This is a genomic window from Kingella sp. (in: b-proteobacteria), from assembly GCF_030527935.1.
Taxonomy (GTDB): domain Bacteria; phylum Pseudomonadota; class Gammaproteobacteria; order Burkholderiales; family Neisseriaceae; genus Kingella_B.
This window is the reverse complement of record NZ_JAUMZV010000014.1, coordinates 34,707-52,901: the sequence shown is the minus strand read 5'-3', so window position 1 is coordinate 52,901 and position 18,195 is coordinate 34,707. Positions and strand designations below refer to the sequence as shown.

Below are 18,195 nucleotides of genomic sequence, written 5' to 3'. Positions count from 1 at the left end.
GCTTATTTTTCCCAAACTGTTGTGTAAACAACGCGGTTGATTTCTACACCTAATCCACACCATACAAGGAAACCCCATGAACAAAATCATCCTGCTCACCGCCCTAACCCTGCTCGCCGCCTGCGGCAAAAACACCGACAAAATCGGCGAAGCATCCACCGTGTTCAACCTGCTCGGCAAAAACGACCGCATAGAAATAGAAGCCTTTGACGACCCCGACGTGCACGGCATCTCATGCTTCCTATCCTACGCCAAAAAAGGCGGCATCAAAGAAACCGTCAACCTAGAAGAAGACGCATCCGATGCCAGCGTCGCCTGCGTGCAAACCGCGCCCAGCATCGCATACAGCGAAAACGTTGTCAGCAAACCGCGCCAAGTATTCAAACGCAACGCCAGCTTCGCCTTCAAAAGCCTGCAAATCGTCCGCTACTACGACCCCAAGCGCAAAGCCTTTGCCTACATGGTGTACAGCGACAAAATCATAGAAGGCTCGCCCAAAAACTCCCTATCCGCCTTCTCGTGTTACAGCACCACCCGCGCCACCCCAGCCGCCAGCGCATCCGCACCCGCCAGCAACATCCAACAAATCGGCGCGTGCGACATCAGCGCGTGATTGAAGCAACAATCCGTAGGGCGTGTGGCTCTGCCACGCACCGATTAGCAGATTTTTATTTTAGCCCCCCAAAGGCAGCCTGCCCCTTTGTCCAAATCTTTGATTTGGGTATAAAGGGGTAGTCCGCAGCGCAACGCGCAAGGTAGAAATCCCCCACCGCAAGGAACACCCCATGCTCCCCCCCATCCAATCCCTAAAATGGGACAACAACAATCTCATCGTCGCCATCGCCCAAGATGCCCAAACAGGGCGCGTGCTGATGGTTGCCTACATGAACCCCGAAGCCCTGCAACAAACCATCCAAACAGGCTACGCCCACTATTACAGCCGCAGCCGCCAAAAACAATGGAAAAAAGGCGAAGAATCAGGGCACACCCAGCGCGTACTCGCCATCCGCACCGACTGCGACGGTGATGCCATCCTGCTGCAAATCCAACAAAACGGCGGCATCGCCTGCCACACAGGACGCGAAAGCTGCTTCTACCGCCAATGGCAACATAACGACTGGCAAATCCAAGACCCCGTTATCAAAGACGAACAGCAAATCTACGGCAAAAACCCATAGGCAGCCTGAAACGCCGTTCAGCGTAGCCAAAAACACCCTTTTCAGGCTGCTGCCCCGTCATCCCCAACCCAAAGGAACCCCACCATGCCCCAATCCATCCTAGCCCAACTGCAAACCACCATCAACGCACGCAAAACCGCCAGCCCCGAAACATCCTACACCGCCCAACTGCTACACCAAGGGCAAGACAAAATTCTCAAAAAAGTCATAGAAGAAGCAGGCGAAGTGCTGATGGCAAGCAAAGACGGCGAAGCCCAACACATCGTGTACGAAATCGCCGACCTTTGGTTTCACAGCATCATCCTGCTCGCCCACCACAACCTAAGCATAGACGACATACTCGCCGAACTCGCCCGCCGCCAAGGAATATCAGGCATAGCCGAAAAAGCATCTCGCCCAAAAAGCTAAACTCTATTAAAATGCCACCCTTTCAGGCAGCCTGAAAACCATCAAGGACAAAACCATGACCGATTGCCTATTTTGCAAAATTGCCGCCAAACAAATCCCCAGCAGCATCGTGTATGAAGACGACGAAATGCTCTGCTTCAAAGACATCCACCCCGCCGCCCCCGTGCACCTGCTGCTCATCCCCAAAACCCATTTTGATTCGCTCGCCCACGCCCAGCCCCAACACCAAGAACTGCTGGGCAAAATGATGCTGCACGTGCCGCAAATCGCCCAGCAAGCAGGGTTAAGCCACGGCTTCAAAACCCAAATCAACACAGGCAAAGGCGGCGGGCAAGAAGTCTTCCATCTGCACATCCACATACTCGGCAACCCACAATAGGCAGCCTGAAAACAGGCAAAGTGAGTTTCGGCGAAGCCAAAACGCATTTTCATCCACCCCAAAGGGAGCAGCAACATGACCACCCCCGCCAACAAACCCGACTACATCAAGCTCATCGCAGACGAACTATTCAGTGGCTGGAAAGCATTTGAAGTCATCTGGCTGCTCGCCTTTATCGCCGCCCAAGTGATTGCCTATGTGCAAAATCCCACCAGCGCATTAGAAATGATTTCAGGCATTTCAGGCATCATCTGCGTGGTGCTGGTCAGCAAAGGCAAAATCAGCAACTACTTTTTCGGGCTGATTTTCGCCTACACCTATTTCTACGTTGCATGGCGCGCCAACTTTATCGGCGAAATGAATTCCGTGTTGTATATCTATTTGCCATCGCAATTTATCGGCTACTTCATGTGGAAAAGCAACACCGCCCACAGCAGCGACGGCGACACCGTTATCGCCAAAGCATTAAGCCCGCAAGGCTGGGCAATCATGCTCGCCATCATCGGCATCGGCACATACGGCTTCATCCAAGCCCTACGCGCCGCAGGCGGTAGTTCCACAGGGCTAGACGGCGCAACCACCGTCATCACATTTGTTGCCCAAGCCATGATGATTTTGCGCTACCGCGAACAATGGCTGCTTTGGATTGCGCTCAACGTGTTATCCATCATCTTGTGGGCAAACACTCCCGCCATGTATCTGATGTATGGCGCATACCTATGCAACTCGCTCTACGGCTATTACAACTGGACCAAACTCATCAAGCAAGCCCCCAAGGCAGCCTGAAACGCAGTTCAGCGTAGCTAAAACGGACGAAGTAATAAAATACCCCCCGCGCAGCCCAACCCCTTTTCAGGCTGCCTAACCCTTTTTACCAACCCCAAACATCACAAGGAACTCAATCATGGGATTAACATCAATCTGGCATTGGCTTATCGTATTGGCAATCGTTGTGCTCGTATTTGGCACCAAAAAATTGCGCAACGTAGGTAAAGACCTAGGCGGCGCAGTCCACGACTTTAAAGAAGGCTTGGAAAAAGGCAGCAACGAAGCCGAAGCCAGCAAAAAAGAAGAAGCGATTGAACAAAAAACCGATAAACAAGCCTAACCATGTTTGATTTTAGCTTCACCGAGATGCTGTTATCAGGCGTGGTTGCCCTAGTGGTATTAGGGCCAGAACGTCTGCCCAAAGTGGCGCGCAAAGCAGGCGAATGGGTAGGCAAAATTCAACGCTTGGCAGCAGGTGTCAAACAAGAATTGGCAGCCAACGGCGAATACGCCGAATTAAGCAAAGTGAAGCAAGATTTCACCAGCACGGTTGCCGATTTAAAACAAGAATTGCAAGATTTCGGCAAGCAAGTTGAGCAAGAAACGCAAGAAATCGCCCAACACACACAAGCCATCGCCGCGCAAGCGCAAGAAGACAACCGCCCCGCATGGGAGCGATTGCCCGAGCAAAAAACGCCAGCCGATTTTGGCATAACAGAAGATGCGCCCCCCGCATTTGACTACACACCGCAGCAGCCCATTGCCGCGCTCAACGCCAAATCGCTGCGCAAACAAGCGATGGCACGCAAACGCGATATGCGCCCGCGCCACCGCGCCACACCTAAGCTAAGGAGTCGCCGATGAGCCAAGCTACCGAGCCAGTCGGCGGGCAAGCGCAGCCGCTGGTGGAACATTTGCTGGAATTGCGCCGCCGCTTGGTGTGGGCGTTGTTGGGCATAGCGCTGTGTTTTTTTGCGATTGTGCCCTTTGCGCAGCCCTTGTATGCCTTTGTTGCCCAGCCTTTGATGGCGGTGCTGCCCAACACCACCAGCATGATTGCCACCGATGTCATCGCGCCTTTTTTTGTGCCGATTAAAGTGGCGTTGATGGCGGCGTTTTTGGTTTCGCTGCCCAACACGCTGTATCAAATTTGGGCGTTTGTTGCCCCCGCGCTGTATCAACACGAAAAACGACTGATTGTGCCGCTGATTTTATCCAGCCTAATCTTGTTTGCCGCAGGCATGGCGTTTTGCTATTTTCTCGTGTTTCCCGTGGTGTTCAAATTCTTCGCAGGCATGACCCCCACAGGTGTTTCTATGGCAACCGATATTGATAAATATCTGTCGTTTGTGTTGGGGATGTTTGTTGCCTTTGGCATGACGTTTGAAATCCCCGTGGTGGTGGTGTTGCTGTATCGCATGGGCGTGATTACTTTCGCGCAATTATCCGCCGCCCGCCCTTATCTGATTGTGGCTGCGTTTATTGTTGCCGCTGTACTCACGCCGCCCGATGTGTTGTCGCAAATCATGCTCGCCATTCCGATGATTTTGCTCTACGAAAGCGGGTTGCTGGTGTGTCGCATGATTAAACCGCGCACGCGAGATGATGCGGACAACGATGATGCAGATAAGGCAGCCTGAAAACTTTTTATCAACAAGGATGAATAATCTTTATGAAAAAATCTTTGCTACTCATCGCCCTAGCCGTTGCCCTAACAGGCTGCGCCGCTAAAAACAAAGCCAAAAAGGTTAAACTGGATAGCGAGACGATTGCCGCGCAAAATTGGTCAAACGACCAGCTTTACAACGAAGCCCGCAGCGAGCTGAACGCGAAAAACTACGAACACGCCAACAAGCTCTATGAATTGCTGCGCGCCCGCCAAGCCCCAGGGCGATACACCGAGCAATCGCTGTTGGACTCTGCCTACGCGCATTACAAAAACGAAGAACCCGCCAAAGCCCTAGCCCTGCTCACGCGCTTTGAGCACAACTACCCCGCCAGCATTGATATGGACTACGCCTTGTATCTGCGCGGCTTGGTATTGTTTGATGAAGACCAATCGTTTTTGCGCAAGCTGGCATCGCAAGATTGGTCAGACCGTGACCCGCAAGCCAACCGCCGCGCCTATCGCGTGTTCAATGAGTTGGTTACGCGCTACCCCGATAGCAAATACGCCGAAGACGCGCGCAAACGCATGGCGCAGCTGGTGGACGCGCTGGGCGGGCATCAAATTGCCATCGCCAAATACTACGCCAAACGCGGCGCATATCTCGCCGCCAACAATCGTGCGCAGGAAGTCATCAAGCAGTTCCAAAACACGCGCTTTGTGGAAGAAGCCCTTGCCATCATGGCATACACCTACGGCAAAATGGGCAACACGCAAGCGGCAAATGACAGCCAGCGCGTGTTGCAACAAAACTTCCCGCAAAGCCCCTATTTGCAAAAAGAATGGAAACCTGACGATATGCCGTGGTGGCGTTATTGGAAGTAATCCGCCATTTTATGCACTAGGCAGCCTGAAAACAGCAACAGTTGGGTGCAATGCCCGACTGTTTTGTTGTTCGGATAATTGCTTTCAGGCTGTCTATGGTCGCCAGCATCCATGCTAACGGTGCAACCCAAAAAGCAGCCTGAAAACGAATGAAGTTTCAGCGCAGCCCAAACCATCAACCCCTTATCTCAAAGATCCCACCGCCATGAAAAAATCCCTATTTCTCGCGCTCGCCCTATCCGCCGTGTTCGCCCACGCCGAGCCTGCCAACAACGCCCAATACGGCGAAACCATGAGCCAAGTGAGCACCGATTTGCAAGAAGGACGCGCCGAAGCCGCGCTGGCAAAAGTCAAACCGCTTGCCGAGCAAGGCTACCCCGAAGCGCAATACATCCTTGGCACGATGTACCACGACGGCGAAGGCGTTGCGCCCAGTGCCATCAAAGCCGCCGAGTGGTATCGCAAAGCTGCCGCGCAAACCAGCAACGAAGCCGTATCGCGCTTGGCGCAAGAAGCGTTGGACGATTTAACCCACCCCAGCGAAAGCGCGGCAGCAGAGTAAACCATGTTTTCAGGCTGCCTATTGCTCGCATCGCAGCGCAAGCAAAGGCAGCCTGAAACCCCAAGCCCGCCCAAAATCGTTTACAATACGCCCTTAAATCTTAACCCGAATTCACATCATGCCCATTGCTCCCGATATTGCCGACTGCATCCACCAAAATCTCGCCCAATACTTCCGCGACCTAAATGGCGAGACCCCTTGCGGCGTGTACGAGATGGTGCTGGCGCAAGTGGAAAAACCGCTGTTGGCGTATGTGATGCACGAATGCGGTGGCAATCAATCCAAAGCCGCCGAAATACTCGGCTTAAACCGCAACACGCTACGCAAAAAACTTTTGCAACATCAGTTGATTAACTAAATCCAAGACAGCCTGAAAACGCCCCGCGCAGCTTTTCAGGCTGCCTTTCATCTTGCCCTACCATGAACAAAATCATCATCCTAACGCTGATTGCCCTGCTCGCCGCCTGCTCGGTTTGGGAAACAGGCATCAAAACCGAAACAGGTGAAAAACTGCGTTTGCAGGAATATCGGTAACGATAAGGCAGCCTGAAAATGGAACTATTTGCTTATGCTCTCGTGTTCATCGCTTTGCTGTTTGCTGTTATCCAAGCCGTCAGCAGCGAAGATGAACCTAAAAACACGCCTAAACGTAGAAAAACCAAGCAACCGCCAATCAACAAAAAGCAGCCTGAAAATAAGCCTGCACGCCGAAATACTCAGCAACCGCCAGCTAACAAAAGGCAGCCTGAAAACACGTCTGCACACCGAAACGTCCAGCAACCGCCAGCCAATCCAAGGCAGCCTGAAATTGCAAATATCAACATCAAAAAAGGGGCAGTAGGCGAGCAAATCATTAAAGTGGAAGCATTGAATAAGCTAGACCGCAGCCAGTACCACTATTTTCACAATCTCATCATTCCGCACAACGGCGTAACCACGCAAATTGACAACATTATCGTGTCGCCGTTTGGCGTGTTTGTGATAGAAGCGAAATATTATGAAGGCTGGATTTTTGGTGGCGCACAACAAAAAACATGGTGGCATACCAAATCTCGTCATGAAAAATATCCGTTTACCAATCCTTTACACCAAAATTACGCCCACATTAAAGCATTGGAGCAACTGGTTAGGCAGCCTGAAAACCGATTTCACTCTATTGTTGTGTTTACCCACCGCGCTTGCCAACTGCGAACCGAATTTCCAGATAGGGTTTGCTTAACCAATCAATTTATTCCTTATGTTCAACGGTTTACAAAACCCATTATCGCACCTGAGCAAGTTCAGCGTATTTGCGCAATCCTAGCCCAGCCCGAATGGGAAGCCACGCCTGAGCGATTGGCGCAACACATCCAATCGCTCAACCAACGCCATTAACCCTTTCAGGCAGCCTGAAACGCCTTTTTCTCCAACCCACCCCCGAAAGAACCCATGTCCACAAAAATCCAACGCGCCCTAATCAGCCTATCCGACAAAACAGGCATCGTCCCCTTTGCCCAAGCCCTGCACGAAATGGGCGTAGAAATCCTGTCCACAGGCGGCACCGCCAAGCTGCTTGCCGATGTCGGCATACCCGTGATGGAAGTCGCCGACTACACAGGCTTCCCCGAAATGCTAGACGGGCGCGTGAAAACCCTGCACCCCAAAATCCACGGCGGCATACTTGGGCGGCGCGATTTAAGCGACCACGCCGAGCAAATGGCGGCGCACGGCATCGGCAACATTGATTTGGTCGCCGTGAATCTCTACCCCTTTGCCGCCACCATCGCCCAAGCAGGCTGCACGCTGGAAGACGCGATTGAAAACATAGACATCGGCGGCCCGACCATGGTGCGCTCCGCCGCAAAAAACTGGCAACACGTCGCCATCGTTACCGACAACGCCGATTTTGATAGCGTTATCAACGAATTAAAACTTTCAGGCTGCCTATCCGACAAAACCCGCTTTAACCTTGCCCGCAAAGCATTCAGCCACACCGCGCAATATGACGGCATGATTTCCAACTATCTCACCAGCGTGTCGGACGAAAAACTATCGGGCGAACCCGAAATCGGCACGTTCCCCGCCCAGTTCAACCAAAGCTGGCTCAAAGTGCAAGAAATGCGCTACGGCGAAAATCCACACCAGCAAGCCGCGTTCTACCGCGACGTTTACCCATTTTCAGGCTGCCTTTCAAACTACACCCAGTTGCAAGGCAAAGAGCTGTCGTACAACAACATCGCCGATGCCGATGCCGCATGGGAAGCCGTCAAATCGTTTGACGCGCCCGCCTGCGTGATTGTGAAACACGCCAACCCCTGCGGCGTAGCCGTTGCCGACAGCCCGCTCACCGCCTACCGCCTTGCCTACGCCACCGACCCCACCAGCGCGTTCGGCGGCACCATCGCCTTTAACCGCGAAGTGGACGGCGCAACCGCCCAGCAAATCACCCGCAATCAATTTATGGAAGTCATCATGTCGCCCGCGTTTACCGCCGAAGCCTTGGTGATTTTGGCGGAAAAGAAAAACGTGCGCGTGCTGCAAATCCCGCTGCTCGCGGGCGCAAACCGCTTTGAATTGAAGCGCGTGGGCGGTGGCTTGCTGGTGCAAACGCCCGATATTCACCGCATCGCCCGCGAAGATTTGCGCGTGGTGTCGCAACGCCAACCCACCGAGCAAGAATGGGCGGACTTGCTGTTTGTGTGGAACGTGGCGAAATTTGTGAAATCCAACGCCATCGTGTTCGGCAAAGGCGGGCAAACCTACGGCATCGGCGCAGGGCAAATGAGCCGCGTGGACAGCACCCGCATCGCCGTCCGCAAAGCGCAAGACGCAGGCTTGGATTTGCACGGCGCGTGCGCCGCTTCGGACGCATTCTTCCCCTTCCGCGACGGCGTGGACGTGATTGCCGAGCAGGGCATCAAAGCCGTTATCCACCCCGCAGGCTCGGTGCGCGATGAAGAAGTGTTCGCCGCCGCCGATGAGCACGGCATGGCGATGGTGGTAACGGGCGTGCGACATTTTCGGCATTGAGTGGTGAGATGATGTGAAGGCAGCCTGAAAACGAACGCAGCGGGTTTCAGCGAAGCTCAAACAGCATCTACAAACGTTTTCAGGCTGCCATTGTGGTTTTGCAAAGGTTTCAGCTGCATAAGAAATCAACCCACCATTTTTAGCAGAAGTAGAATGATGGCTCATCCAACATCAATGGATTGATTTGTCGGCAAGCCATAATTCGCACGATTCAATTTGACGAGTATTAAGGCAGCCTGAAAACGAACGCAGCGAGTTTCAGCAAAATAAAAATGTTTTCAGGCTGCCTACGCTTATCCACAAAAGGAACGCCCATGCACACATCGCTCTCCACCGCCATCAACCTACCCGAGCCCATCGCAGGCAGTTTTTTCACCGCCAGCTGGACTGCCCCGCGCAACGTGAAAACGCTGATGACTACGCGCAACGGAGGTACCAGCATCGGCGCGTATCACAGCCTAAACGTGGGCGCACACGTTGGCGACCATCCCGACCACGTTGCGCAAAACCGCGCCCGCGTGCAAGCGCAAGTGCCTGTGCCGATTGCTTATTTGCAGCAAACCCACAGCACCATCGTGGTTCAGGCTGCCGACAGCATCGCCGCGCCGTTGAATGCCGATGCTTCGGTGGATGCCAGCGGCAAAGTTGCCTGCGCCGTGATGACCGCTGATTGCCTGCCCGTGCTGCTGTGCGACCGCGCAGGCACGGTGGTGGCCGCGGCGCACGCGGGTTGGCGCGGCTTGGCGGATGGCGTGCTGCAAAACACCGTTGCCGCAATGGGCGTGCCCGCGATGGAAATCATGGCGTATTTTGCCCCCGCCATTGGCGCAGAATCGTTTGAAGTGGGGCAAGACGTGTTTGACGCATTTTGCGCCGAGCATCGCGCCGCCGAGCGAATGTTTACGCCGATTGGCGGCGGCAAATATCTTGCCGATATTTACGGCTTGGCGCGGCTGATTTTGCAACTCGAAGGTGTAACGCAGATTTTTGGCGGCGAACATTGCACCGTGCTGGAACGCGAAACCTTTTTTTCCTACCGCCGCGATGGCGCAACAGGGCGCATGGTAAGCATGATTTGGCTGGAAAATGGGGATGAGTGAGCTTGCAAACAGGGCAGGGCGGTGAGCAAAGGCAGCCTGAAAGCCATTCAGCATCAACCCTACGCAACAAAAAAGGACGTAACCCATACGTCCTTTTTATTGCCGCCATCCCATCATGCCGCAAATTCATCCAAAAAATTTTTCAGCATTTCATGCCCGTATTCGGTCAGCAAGCCTTCGGGATGGAACTGCACGCCTTCAATCGCGTAATCACGGTGGCGAATGCCCATAATCGTGCCATCTTCCGTCCACGCCGTGATGCACAGATGCGCAGGCAAGCTGGCGCGGTCAATCACCAAGCTGTGATAGCGCGTGCACACCACAGGGTTGGGCAGTCCCTTAAACACGCCCAAATTTTCATGAAACACAGGCGAAGTCTTGCCGTGCATCAGCGTTTGCGCGCGCACCACCTTGCCACCAAACGCTTCGCCTATGCTTTGATGCCCCAAACACACGCCCAAAATGGGGATTTTGCCCGCAAAATGCTGCATAGCCGCCACCGAAATCCCCGCTTCTTTCGGCGTGCAAGGCCCCGGTCCGATAACAAGATAGCTGGGGTTGAGCGCAGTAATTTCATCCAAGGTGATGGCATCGTTGCAGCGAACCAGCACTTCCTGCCCCAGCTCGCCCAGATATTGAACAATGTTGTAGGTAAAACTGTCGTAATTATCAATAAATAAAAGCATTTTGTAACCTGTTGATTTTAAATAATGAGATGGCGGTATATTTTATTTGCCCGCGTTGCCGCTGCGCAAATTATCGCGTATTTTTTTCCAATCGGCTTTCACTCTGCCTTGAGCAGCCGCATCTAAATCGGCTTGGGTTTTGTTCCAATCCGTGCCGTGCAGCTCTTGCGATGCATCCCATTTTCTTTCTGTTGCTGTATTCGTGTGGGTACACGCGGCAATATTGAGCGCGGCAAGCGTGGTAATCATCAATAATCTCATGACATAACCTTTTCATTTGCTGAAAATAAACGGTAAAACGTGCTGTGCCATTATATCAGTTGAACATTAGCTCACGGCTATCGGCAAAGTGCGTGGTTTATATAGCACTGGATGTTGGGCGTTTCAGGCTGCCTTTGGGGCTTTAGACAGCCTGAAAACGGATGCGGTGCGTTGAACGCGGGCGCGAATATTGGGCAGCCTGAAATGTTGGCTCGCGTTTCTACGGCTTGCTGGCAAGCCGTGTTCTGGCAAAGGATGGGCAGGGTTTAAAGGCAGCCTGAAAATGGATTTTCCCTTTTCAGGCTGCCTTTGGCGTTTCGCCCGCGCCTTATTTTTTGCGGAACACCAAATCCCACACGCCGTGCCCTAGGCGTTTGCCGCGGGCTTCAAATTTGGTTTCAGGGCGGTAGCTGGGGGTGGGGGCGAAGTCGGTGGCGGTGTTGGTGAGCTGTTCGGGGAAACTTTGCAGCACGGCGAGCATTTGCTGGGCGTATTCTTCCCAGTCGGTGGCTAGGTGGATGTAGCCGTTGCTTTTGAGTTTGGGCAGCAGTTTGGCGATAAATGGGGCTTGGATGAGACGGCGTTTGTTGTGGCGTTTTTTGTGCCATGGGTCAGGGAAGAATATGTGGATGCCGTCTAGGCTGTTGTCGGGCAACATTTTTTCTACGACTTCTACGGCATCGTGGCGCATGACGCGGATGTTGGTGATGCTTTGCTCGGCGATGAGTTTGCATAGGTTGCCTACGCCTGGGCCGTGTACGTCTATGGCGAGAAAGTCGGTGTCGGGCAGCCATTGAGCGATTTGGGCGGTGGCAACGCCCATGCCGAAGCCGATTTCTAGGACTTTGGGGTTGGGGCGGTTGAAGGTGGTGGTTAAGTCTAGCGGGGCAGCCTGAAAGTTGATGCCGATGGTTGCCCAATTGTCGTCTATGGCTTTTTGTTGGGCGGGAGTCATGTGTCCTTGGCGTAGGACGTAGGATTTGATGCTGCGGTGGGGGGGATTGGGTGGGGTGGTCATGGGGGGCTCTTGTGGGATGGGGGTAAACGGTGCATGGCAAAGCCACACACCCTACGCAAAATAGTGGAGTTGATTGGTTTTCAGGCTGCCTTGTGGTGTTAGGCAGCCTGAAAGGGTAAACAGGATTAGGCGGCTTTGCCCAAGCGTTCCAGTTGGTAGCTGCCGTCTAGCACGCGCTGCCACCAGTCTTTATTGTCTAAATACCATTGTACGGTTTTGCGGATGCCGCTTTCAAAGGTTTCTTGCGGTGTCCAACCGAGCTCGCGTTGGATTTTGCTGGCATCTATGGCGTAGCGCACGTCGTGTCCTGCGCGGTCGGTAACGTGGGTAATCAGGTCGGCGTAGTGGGCGATGCCTTGGGGTTTGTTGGGGGCGAGTTCTTCCAAGAGTGCGCAAATGGTGCGCACGACTTGGATGTTTTGTTGTTCGTTAAAGCCGCCGATGTTGTAGGTTTCGCCAATTTTGCCTTGGGTTACCACGAGATACAGGGCGCGGGCGTGGTCTTCTACATACAGCCAGTCGCGGATTTGCTTGCCGTCGCCATACACGGGCAGGGGCTTGCCGTCTAGGGCGTTGAGTATCATGTGGGGGATGAGTTTTTCGGGGAAGTGGTAGCAGCCGTAGTTGTTGGAGCAGTTGGTTACGATGGTGGGCAGCCCGTAGGTGCGCCGCCATGCGCGGACAAGGTGGTCGCTGCTGGCTTTGCTGGCGGAATAAGGGCTGGATGGGGCGTAGGGCGTGGTTTCGGTGAACAAATCGTTTGTGCCGTGTAGGTCGCCATAGACTTCATCGGTGGAGATGTGGTGGAAGCGGAAGGCGGCGCGGCGGTTTTCAGGCTGCCCTTGGTAGTAGGCGCGGGCGGCTTCTAGCAGGGTGAATGTGCCGACAATGTTGGTTTGGATAAATTCGCCTGCGCTGTCTATGCTGCGGTCAACATGGCTTTCGGCGGCAAGGTGCATGACGGCATCGGGTTGATGTTGCGCGAAAATGCGGTCTAGCGCGGCGCGGTCGCAGATGTCGGCATGTTCAAAGGTGTAGCGGTCGCTGTGGGCGATGCTGGTTAGGCTGTCTAGGTTGCCCGCGTAGGTGAGCTTGTCTAGGTTAATCACGCTGTCTTGGGTGTGGTTGATGATGTGGCGCACTACGGCTGAGCCGATAAAGCCTGCGCCGCCTGTTGCAAGAATTTTCATGGTTATTCCTTTGGTTGGATGGTGGAAGAAAATTTGGGTAGTGTCTTAAATAATATGCTGCGCTGCTCTTTCCAGCCCCGCTGGCGGGGCAAGGTTAGGATGGCTGTTCAAACCTGCCACCCCCTTCCTAACCTTCCCCCGCCAGCGGGAGAAGGAACAGATTGCAGAGTGTTTAATTCATGTTGCGTGCCATTAACAGCCATCTAGTCAGCATATTTTTTAAGATACGCTGCAAAATTTTAAAGCTGTTGCAACAGTTGCTCAAACTGCTCGGGGCTGTTGAATTTCAGGATGATTTGCCCTGATTTTTGGTTGCGTGTTTTGATTTCTACCAGCACGCCGAGTTTTTCGGTGAGCTGCTCGGCGATGTGTTGGATGTCGGGGTGGGGCTGGACGGGGGCGGGTTTGTCTTTTAGGATTTCTTGGCTGCGGCGTTCCATTTCGCGCACCGACCATGCGTGTTTTACGGCTTTGTGGGCGAGTTCTAGCTGCTGTTGCACGGGCAGATTGATGATGGCGCGGGCGTGTCCCATTTCTAGGTGGTGTTGCGCCATCATGTCTTGGATGGGGGTGGGCAGTTTGAGCAGGCGCAGGCTGTTGGTGATGGTGCTGCGGCTGCGCCCGATGGCTTGGGCGATGGCTTCGTGGGTGAGTTCAAATTCGTCTATCAGACGGCGCAAGCCTTGGGCTTCTTCTATGGGGTTTAGGTTTTCGCGCTGGATGTTTTCAATCAAGCCCATTGCCATGGCGGTTTTGTCGTTGATGTGTTTGATGACAACGGGGACTTCGGCCAGCCCTGCTAGCTGGGCGGCGCGTAGGCGGCGTTCGCCTGCGATGAGTTCGTAGTTGTCTAGCCCGTATTCGCGCACGGTGATGGGCTGGATGATGCCTTGGGCTTTGATGCTGTCGGCGAGTTCTTGCAGGCTGTCGTCGTCGAATTGGGTGCGGGCTTGGTAGCGGCTGGGGCGGATTTGGGCAATGGGGATGCGGGTGAGCTGGTTGTTTTGCTCGGCGGGGGGGAGATTGTTGGATAGGGAGATGAGTGAGTCTAAGCCTCTGCCGAGACCGCTTTTGGGTTTGGACATGGGGGTTCCTTGTGGATGGTGATTGGAGGGCAGGCTGCGGTGGGGTTAGGCAGCCTGAAAAGTATTGGGGGGCGATGGTTTGTAGGTTTGTAAACGGTTTCAGGCTGCATCAGGTGGTTAAGGCAGCCTGAAAACTATTGTGTTGGCAAAGTTTTATGGTGTGTAGGGTGTGTAAGCTTGCTCACGCACCGTTTAGCAATGCTTAAATGGTGCGTGGCAAGCCACACACCCTACTTATGCTGTTTTTATTTTGGCTGGCTATATTTTGCTGCGTGGATTGGCATTTTGGCGACGAGCCATCGCCGTTCCATTTTAGGTTTCAGGCTGCCATTGGGGTTTTGCAAAGGTTTTCAGGCTGCCTATTGCTTGGCGGCTTCGCGTGCTTCTTGTTCTAATTTGTATTGTCGTAGCCATTCGATTGCGGCGGCTTTTTCGGCGGGCGTGCCGTATTGGGCATCGCGTTGGTAGCGGCGGTAGGTGGCGCGTTGTTGGGCTTCGCGGATTTGGTTTTGGCGGAAGTCGTTGTGGTTGCTGGGGACGATGCGTTCGTTGCTTTGCTTTTGGGCGCGTTGCATGGCTTGGGCGATTAGGTCGGCGGGGTTTAGGCTGGGGGTTGGGGTGGGTGGTTGCGATGTGCTGGGTTGATTGGGGCTGTTGTGCTGCAACTCGTTGCACTCGTTTTGGTTACGCTGAAATTCGTTTTGGCTGCGCCGAAACTCACTTTGTTCATTTTGGCTGCGCCGAAACTCGTTGCACTCATTTTCAGGCTGCCTTGGGATGGGGGTGGCAAATTGGGCTTGATAGGCGGCGGCTTTTTGTTTGCGTTCGGCTTCTAGGCGTTGTTTGCGGGCGATTTGGTTTTCGTAGCGGGCTTGGGCGTGTTGGGCAGCCTGAAAACGCTCGGCGGCGTGGGCATTGGTGGTGAGCACACGGGCTTGGGGCAGGTGGCGGGCGGTGGTGGGCTGCATATAGATGCAATCTACGGGGCAGGGGGCAACGCATAGCCCGCAGCCTGTGCATTCGTCTGCCAGCACGGTGTGCATTTGCTTGCTTGCGCCCATGATGGCATCCACGGGGCAGGCGCGGATGCAGGCGGTGCAGCCGATGCAGATGGCTTCGTCTATCCATGCTAGGGCGGGGGTTTGGCTTTTGGCGGGGGCGATTTCAGGCTGCCCAAGTAGCTGGGCTAGGTCGTGGATAACGATGGCTCCACCAGGGGCGCAAAGGTTGATGGGGGCTTCGCGGCGGGCGATGGCTTGGGCGTAGGGCAGGCAGCCTGAAAAGCCGCATTCGCGGCATTGGGTTTGCGGGAGTAGGGCGTTGATTTGGGCGGCGGTGGGCATTGCTGTTGTGGTTTGGAGTTGAATGGTGTGGAAGTTGGTAAACTCGTTTCAGGCTGCCTATGCGTTAAAAGGCAGCCTGAAACCTTTGCAAAACCTGTAACCGATGGAGCGTCGGCGGCTCGCCGACATCTTAGCAAACCAGTCATGAGATGTTTAATAAGCAGTTTGGCGACGAGCCGTCGCCGTTCCATTTTAGGGTTCAGGCTGCGTAGCGAAGCAAAGTTGCGAAGCTAAAATCAGTTATCCGTGCGCGACAATATCGTGCGTTTGCCATCCACGCTGGCTTCGGACACGATGCCTTCGTCTTCCAAGGCTTGCATCAGGTTGGCGGCGCGGTTGTAGCCGATGCGTAGCTGGCGTTGCAGCGATGAAATAGACGTTTTGCGCGTGCTCACCACAAACTGCACGGCTTGGTCAAACAAATCGTCGCCGTGGTTGCTGCGGGCTTCGGGGTGGATAAACTGGTTGGTTTCTTCGGTGGCTTCGCCGGTGAGAATGCCGTCCACATAGTTGGGCTCGGCTTGCTGCTTGATAAAATCCACCACGCGATGCACTTCATCGTCGCTCACAAACGCGCCTTGCAAGCGGGTTGGCTCGGCGTTACCCGGTTGCAAGAACAGCAAATCGCCGTATTTGAGCAAATCTTCCGCGCCCATTTGGTCTAAGATGGTGCGACTGTCAATGCGGCTTTGCACGGTAAACGCCATGCGGGTGGGCACATTGGCTTTGATTAAGCCTGTGATGACATCCACGCTGGGGCGTTGCGTGGCGATAATCATGTGGATACCAGCGGCGCGGGCTTTTTGCGCCAAGCGGGCGATTTGCGTTTCCACCGCTTTTTTCTCGGTCATCATCAAATCGGCCAGCTCATCAATCACCACCACAATCTGCGGCAGTTTTTCCAGCGGCTCGGGTTCATCGGGGTTCAGGCTAAATGGGTTAAACAGCGGTTTTTCCGCCGCTTGGGCAGCCTGAATTTTCTCGTTGTAGCTCGCCAAATTGCGCACGCCCGCATAAGAGAGCAGGCGATAGCGTTTTTCCATCTCGGCAACGCACCAATTAAGCGCGTTGCCCGCTTCGCGCATATCGGTAACCACGGGGCAGAGCAAATGCGGGATGCCGTCATAAATGCTTAATTCCAGCATTTTCGGGTCAATCATAATAAAGCGCACTTCATCGGGCGTGGCTTTGAACAGCATAGACATAATCATCGCGTTCACGCCCACCGATTTGCCCGAGCCTGTCATCCCGCCCACCAGCAAATGCGGCATTTTCGCCAAATCGCCCACCACCACATCGCCCGCAATATCCTTGCCCAACGCCACGGATAATTTGGATGGCGCATCGGCAAACACATCGGCGGTAAAAATCTCGTGCAGCAGCACTTCTTGGCGATGCTCATTGGGCAGCTCAATGCCCATCGTGTTTTTGCCTGCAATGGTTTCCACCACGCGCACCGATTGCACCGCCAGCGAGCGCGCCAAATCTTTTGCCAAGTTCACAATTTGGCTGCCTTTCACGCCCTTGGCGGGGATGATTTCATAGCGCGTGATGACTGGCCCTGCGGTGGCGGAAACCACTTCCACTTCAATGCCAAATTCGGCGAGCTTGGCTTCAATGCGCTTGCCTGTTTGGCGAAGCTGCTCTTCGCTGGCGAGTATCACGTCTTGGTTGGCGGGGATTTTCAGGCTGCCTAATTCGGGCAGGCGATAGATACCGTTTTCAGGCTGCCTTGCAGGGGCATCGGCAACCGCACGGCGGTTGGATTGCTGCGCTGGGTTGGCAATGGTAACCGCCATTTTTTTGCGATTGCTGGTGCTGCTCACCTTTTCCGCCACAGGCTCGGCGATGATGTTTTCCACTTCCGCCAACACGCGCGGCTGCAATTTGGTTTCGGCGATGATTTCAGGCTGCATCAAGCGGTCTTTTTGGCGAAACACCGCGCGGAAAAAGCGTTCCAGTTGCACGCCCAGCTTTTCCATAAAATCCAGCCACGAAATCTGCACGATAAACGACAGCGACAGCAACACCAGCACAATCAACACAAACGTGCCGCCCACGCGCCCGAGCATGTGGTTCATGCCCGCAGCGGTAAGCGAGCCCACCAAACCTCCCGCGCCAAAGGGCAGCGATTTATCCAAATGCGCGTTAAAGGCAAACGCTTCCAGCACAGGGCTGGCAATCATCATCAGCCCCAAGCCAATGCCCGCGTTGATTTTTTTATACGGCGGCATCCCCGCATCCACCAGCGGGCGAAACGTGCGATACAACGCCACGCCCGCCGCGATGATGCCCCACCACGCAGAAAAGCCGAATAAATAATAAGCAATATCCGCCAGATACGCGCCGAGCAAGCCCGCAAAATTTTTCACCATGCCCAAATGCGGCACGCTGCGCGACCAAGATGGGTCGCGCATGGTGAACGTGAGCAGGGCGATGGCGGCATAGATGGTCGCCACCAAGCCAAACAGCCACAGCGTGTCGCCTGTTAAATTGCGGTCGCGCTCGGCACTGCTGCCGCCGTTGTGCACGGACAACACGGTTTTGGGCGGCTTGCGCGCGGTATCGGCGGTTTTGGCTTTGGTTTTGGGGTTCAGCGGCTTGGCGGCGGGTTTTTTCGGCGGCGCGGTGCGGCTGCTGGCGGCTTTGTTTGCCGATTTTTTGGACTGGGGAGCGGATTTTTTGGATTGGAAAATTTTGGCAATCATGGGTGGTGC

At 54.3% G+C, this 18,195-nt stretch carries 24 protein-coding genes; 15 read left to right on the top strand and 9 right to left on the bottom strand.

The window, feature by feature from the left end:
• Positions 1-76: 76 nt before the first annotated feature.
• From Q4A85_RS06185 to Q4A85_RS06145, 9 genes are all read left to right on the top strand, one after another.
• A complete protein-coding gene (locus tag Q4A85_RS06185; RefSeq protein ID WP_303108596.1) occupies positions 77-613 on the top strand; it encodes a CreA family protein in 537 nt (178 codons plus the stop codon).
• A gap of 172 nt (positions 614-785) precedes the next feature.
• On the top strand, positions 786-1,178 hold the full coding sequence (gene hisI, locus Q4A85_RS06180; protein WP_303108594.1) for a phosphoribosyl-AMP cyclohydrolase: 393 nt from the start codon (positions 786-788) through the stop codon (positions 1,176-1,178).
• A gap of 84 nt (positions 1,179-1,262) precedes the next feature.
• A complete protein-coding gene (locus tag Q4A85_RS06175; protein WP_303108592.1) occupies positions 1,263-1,586 on the top strand; it encodes a phosphoribosyl-ATP diphosphatase in 324 nt (107 codons plus the stop codon).
• A gap of 55 nt (positions 1,587-1,641) precedes the next feature.
• On the top strand, positions 1,642-1,965 hold the full coding sequence (locus Q4A85_RS06170; protein WP_303108591.1) for a histidine triad nucleotide-binding protein: 324 nt from the start codon (positions 1,642-1,644) through the stop codon (positions 1,963-1,965).
• 75 nt (positions 1,966-2,040) lie between these two features.
• The gene (pnuC, locus tag Q4A85_RS06165; protein ID WP_303108589.1) at positions 2,041-2,751 is read left to right on the top strand and encodes a nicotinamide riboside transporter PnuC; all 711 of its coding nucleotides are present in this window, start codon (positions 2,041-2,043) and stop codon (positions 2,749-2,751) included.
• A 118-nt stretch (positions 2,752-2,869) separates the two neighbouring features.
• Positions 2,870-3,073: a Sec-independent protein translocase subunit TatA gene (tatA, locus tag Q4A85_RS06160; protein ID WP_303108587.1), complete on the top strand. Its 204-nt coding sequence runs from the start codon at positions 2,870-2,872 to the stop codon at positions 3,071-3,073.
• Between the two features lie 2 nt (positions 3,074-3,075).
• The gene (gene tatB, locus Q4A85_RS06155) at positions 3,076-3,597 is read left to right on the top strand and encodes a Sec-independent protein translocase protein TatB (protein WP_303108585.1); all 522 of its coding nucleotides are present in this window, start codon (positions 3,076-3,078) and stop codon (positions 3,595-3,597) included.
• Entirely contained in the window at positions 3,594-4,373 is a 780-nt protein-coding gene (tatC, locus tag Q4A85_RS06150) for a twin-arginine translocase subunit TatC (RefSeq protein ID WP_303108583.1), read from the top strand. The genes tatB and tatC overlap by 4 nt, the downstream gene beginning before the upstream one ends.
• Before the next feature lie 32 nt (positions 4,374-4,405).
• Positions 4,406-5,224, top strand: coding sequence for an outer membrane protein assembly factor BamD (locus tag Q4A85_RS06145; protein ID WP_303108581.1), 819 nt, complete (start codon positions 4,406-4,408; stop codon positions 5,222-5,224).
• On the opposite strand, the gene Q4A85_RS06140 is transcribed toward Q4A85_RS06145, so the two are convergent.
• Positions 5,212-5,355 (bottom strand): hypothetical protein, encoded by a 144-nt coding sequence (locus tag Q4A85_RS06140; protein ID WP_303108579.1) that lies wholly within the window; start codon positions 5,353-5,355, stop codon positions 5,212-5,214. The genes Q4A85_RS06145 and Q4A85_RS06140 overlap by 13 nt on opposite strands.
• 74 nt (positions 5,356-5,429) lie before the next feature.
• Between Q4A85_RS06140 and Q4A85_RS06135 the strand changes: the two genes are divergently transcribed.
• The 5 genes from Q4A85_RS06135 to pgeF all read left to right on the top strand — a co-directional run bounded on the left by Q4A85_RS06135 (position 5,430) and on the right by pgeF (position 9,895).
• Positions 5,430-5,786, top strand: coding sequence for a hypothetical protein (locus Q4A85_RS06135; RefSeq protein WP_303108577.1), 357 nt, complete (start codon positions 5,430-5,432; stop codon positions 5,784-5,786).
• A gap of 118 nt (positions 5,787-5,904) precedes the next feature.
• Entirely contained in the window at positions 5,905-6,144 is a 240-nt protein-coding gene (locus Q4A85_RS06130; protein ID WP_303108575.1) for a Fis family transcriptional regulator, read from the top strand.
• Positions 6,145-6,338: 194 nt separating this feature from the next.
• Positions 6,339-7,160, top strand: a complete 822-nt coding sequence (locus Q4A85_RS06125; RefSeq protein WP_303108574.1) for a nuclease-related domain-containing protein — start codon at positions 6,339-6,341, stop codon at positions 7,158-7,160.
• 54 nt (positions 7,161-7,214) lie between these two features.
• Positions 7,215-8,795, top strand: a complete 1,581-nt coding sequence (purH, locus tag Q4A85_RS06120) for a bifunctional phosphoribosylaminoimidazolecarboxamide formyltransferase/IMP cyclohydrolase (RefSeq protein ID WP_303108573.1) — start codon at positions 7,215-7,217, stop codon at positions 8,793-8,795.
• Positions 8,796-9,109: 314 nt separating this feature from the next.
• Entirely contained in the window at positions 9,110-9,895 is a 786-nt protein-coding gene (pgeF, locus tag Q4A85_RS06115; RefSeq protein WP_303108571.1) for a peptidoglycan editing factor PgeF, read from the top strand.
• 113 nt (positions 9,896-10,008) lie between these two features.
• On the opposite strand, the gene Q4A85_RS06110 is transcribed toward pgeF, so the two are convergent.
• From Q4A85_RS06110 to Q4A85_RS06085, 6 genes are all read right to left on the bottom strand, one after another.
• Positions 10,009-10,581 (bottom strand): aminodeoxychorismate/anthranilate synthase component II, encoded by a 573-nt coding sequence (locus tag Q4A85_RS06110; RefSeq protein ID WP_303108569.1) that lies wholly within the window; start codon positions 10,579-10,581, stop codon positions 10,009-10,011.
• 42 nt (positions 10,582-10,623) lie between these two features.
• Positions 10,624-10,842 (bottom strand): hypothetical protein, encoded by a 219-nt coding sequence (locus Q4A85_RS06105; protein ID WP_303108567.1) that lies wholly within the window; start codon positions 10,840-10,842, stop codon positions 10,624-10,626.
• 123 nt (positions 10,843-10,965) lie between these two features.
• Positions 10,966-11,094 carry a hypothetical protein gene (locus Q4A85_RS06100; RefSeq protein ID WP_303108565.1) on the bottom strand — a complete coding sequence of 43 codons (129 nt, stop codon included), beginning with the start codon at positions 11,092-11,094 and terminating at the stop codon, positions 10,966-10,968.
• A 76-nt stretch (positions 11,095-11,170) separates the two neighbouring features.
• Entirely contained in the window at positions 11,171-11,860 is a 690-nt protein-coding gene (gene trmB, locus Q4A85_RS06095) for a tRNA (guanosine(46)-N7)-methyltransferase TrmB (protein ID WP_303108563.1), read from the bottom strand.
• A 125-nt stretch (positions 11,861-11,985) separates the two neighbouring features.
• Positions 11,986-13,050 (bottom strand): dTDP-glucose 4,6-dehydratase, encoded by a 1,065-nt coding sequence (rfbB, locus tag Q4A85_RS06090; RefSeq protein WP_303108561.1) that lies wholly within the window; start codon positions 13,048-13,050, stop codon positions 11,986-11,988.
• A 239-nt stretch (positions 13,051-13,289) separates the two neighbouring features.
• Positions 13,290-14,135, bottom strand: a complete 846-nt coding sequence (locus tag Q4A85_RS06085) for a ParB/RepB/Spo0J family partition protein (RefSeq protein ID WP_303108559.1) — start codon at positions 14,133-14,135, stop codon at positions 13,290-13,292.
• A 206-nt stretch (positions 14,136-14,341) separates the two neighbouring features.
• Between Q4A85_RS06085 and Q4A85_RS06080 the strand changes: the two genes are divergently transcribed.
• Positions 14,342-14,530 carry a hypothetical protein gene (locus Q4A85_RS06080; RefSeq protein ID WP_303108557.1) on the top strand — a complete coding sequence of 63 codons (189 nt, stop codon included), beginning with the start codon at positions 14,342-14,344 and terminating at the stop codon, positions 14,528-14,530.
• Here the strand turns inward: Q4A85_RS06080 and Q4A85_RS06075 are convergent.
• Together Q4A85_RS06075 and Q4A85_RS06070 are read right to left on the bottom strand one after the other, a co-directional pair.
• On the bottom strand, positions 14,495-15,478 hold the full coding sequence (locus tag Q4A85_RS06075) for an RnfABCDGE type electron transport complex subunit B (protein ID WP_303108555.1): 984 nt from the start codon (positions 15,476-15,478) through the stop codon (positions 14,495-14,497). The two genes, Q4A85_RS06080 and Q4A85_RS06075, sit on opposite strands and share 36 nt — an antisense overlap.
• A 236-nt stretch (positions 15,479-15,714) precedes the next feature.
• On the bottom strand, positions 15,715-18,186 hold the full coding sequence (locus Q4A85_RS06070; RefSeq protein ID WP_303108554.1) for a DNA translocase FtsK: 2,472 nt from the start codon (positions 18,184-18,186) through the stop codon (positions 15,715-15,717).
• Positions 18,187-18,195: the final 9 nt, after the last annotated feature.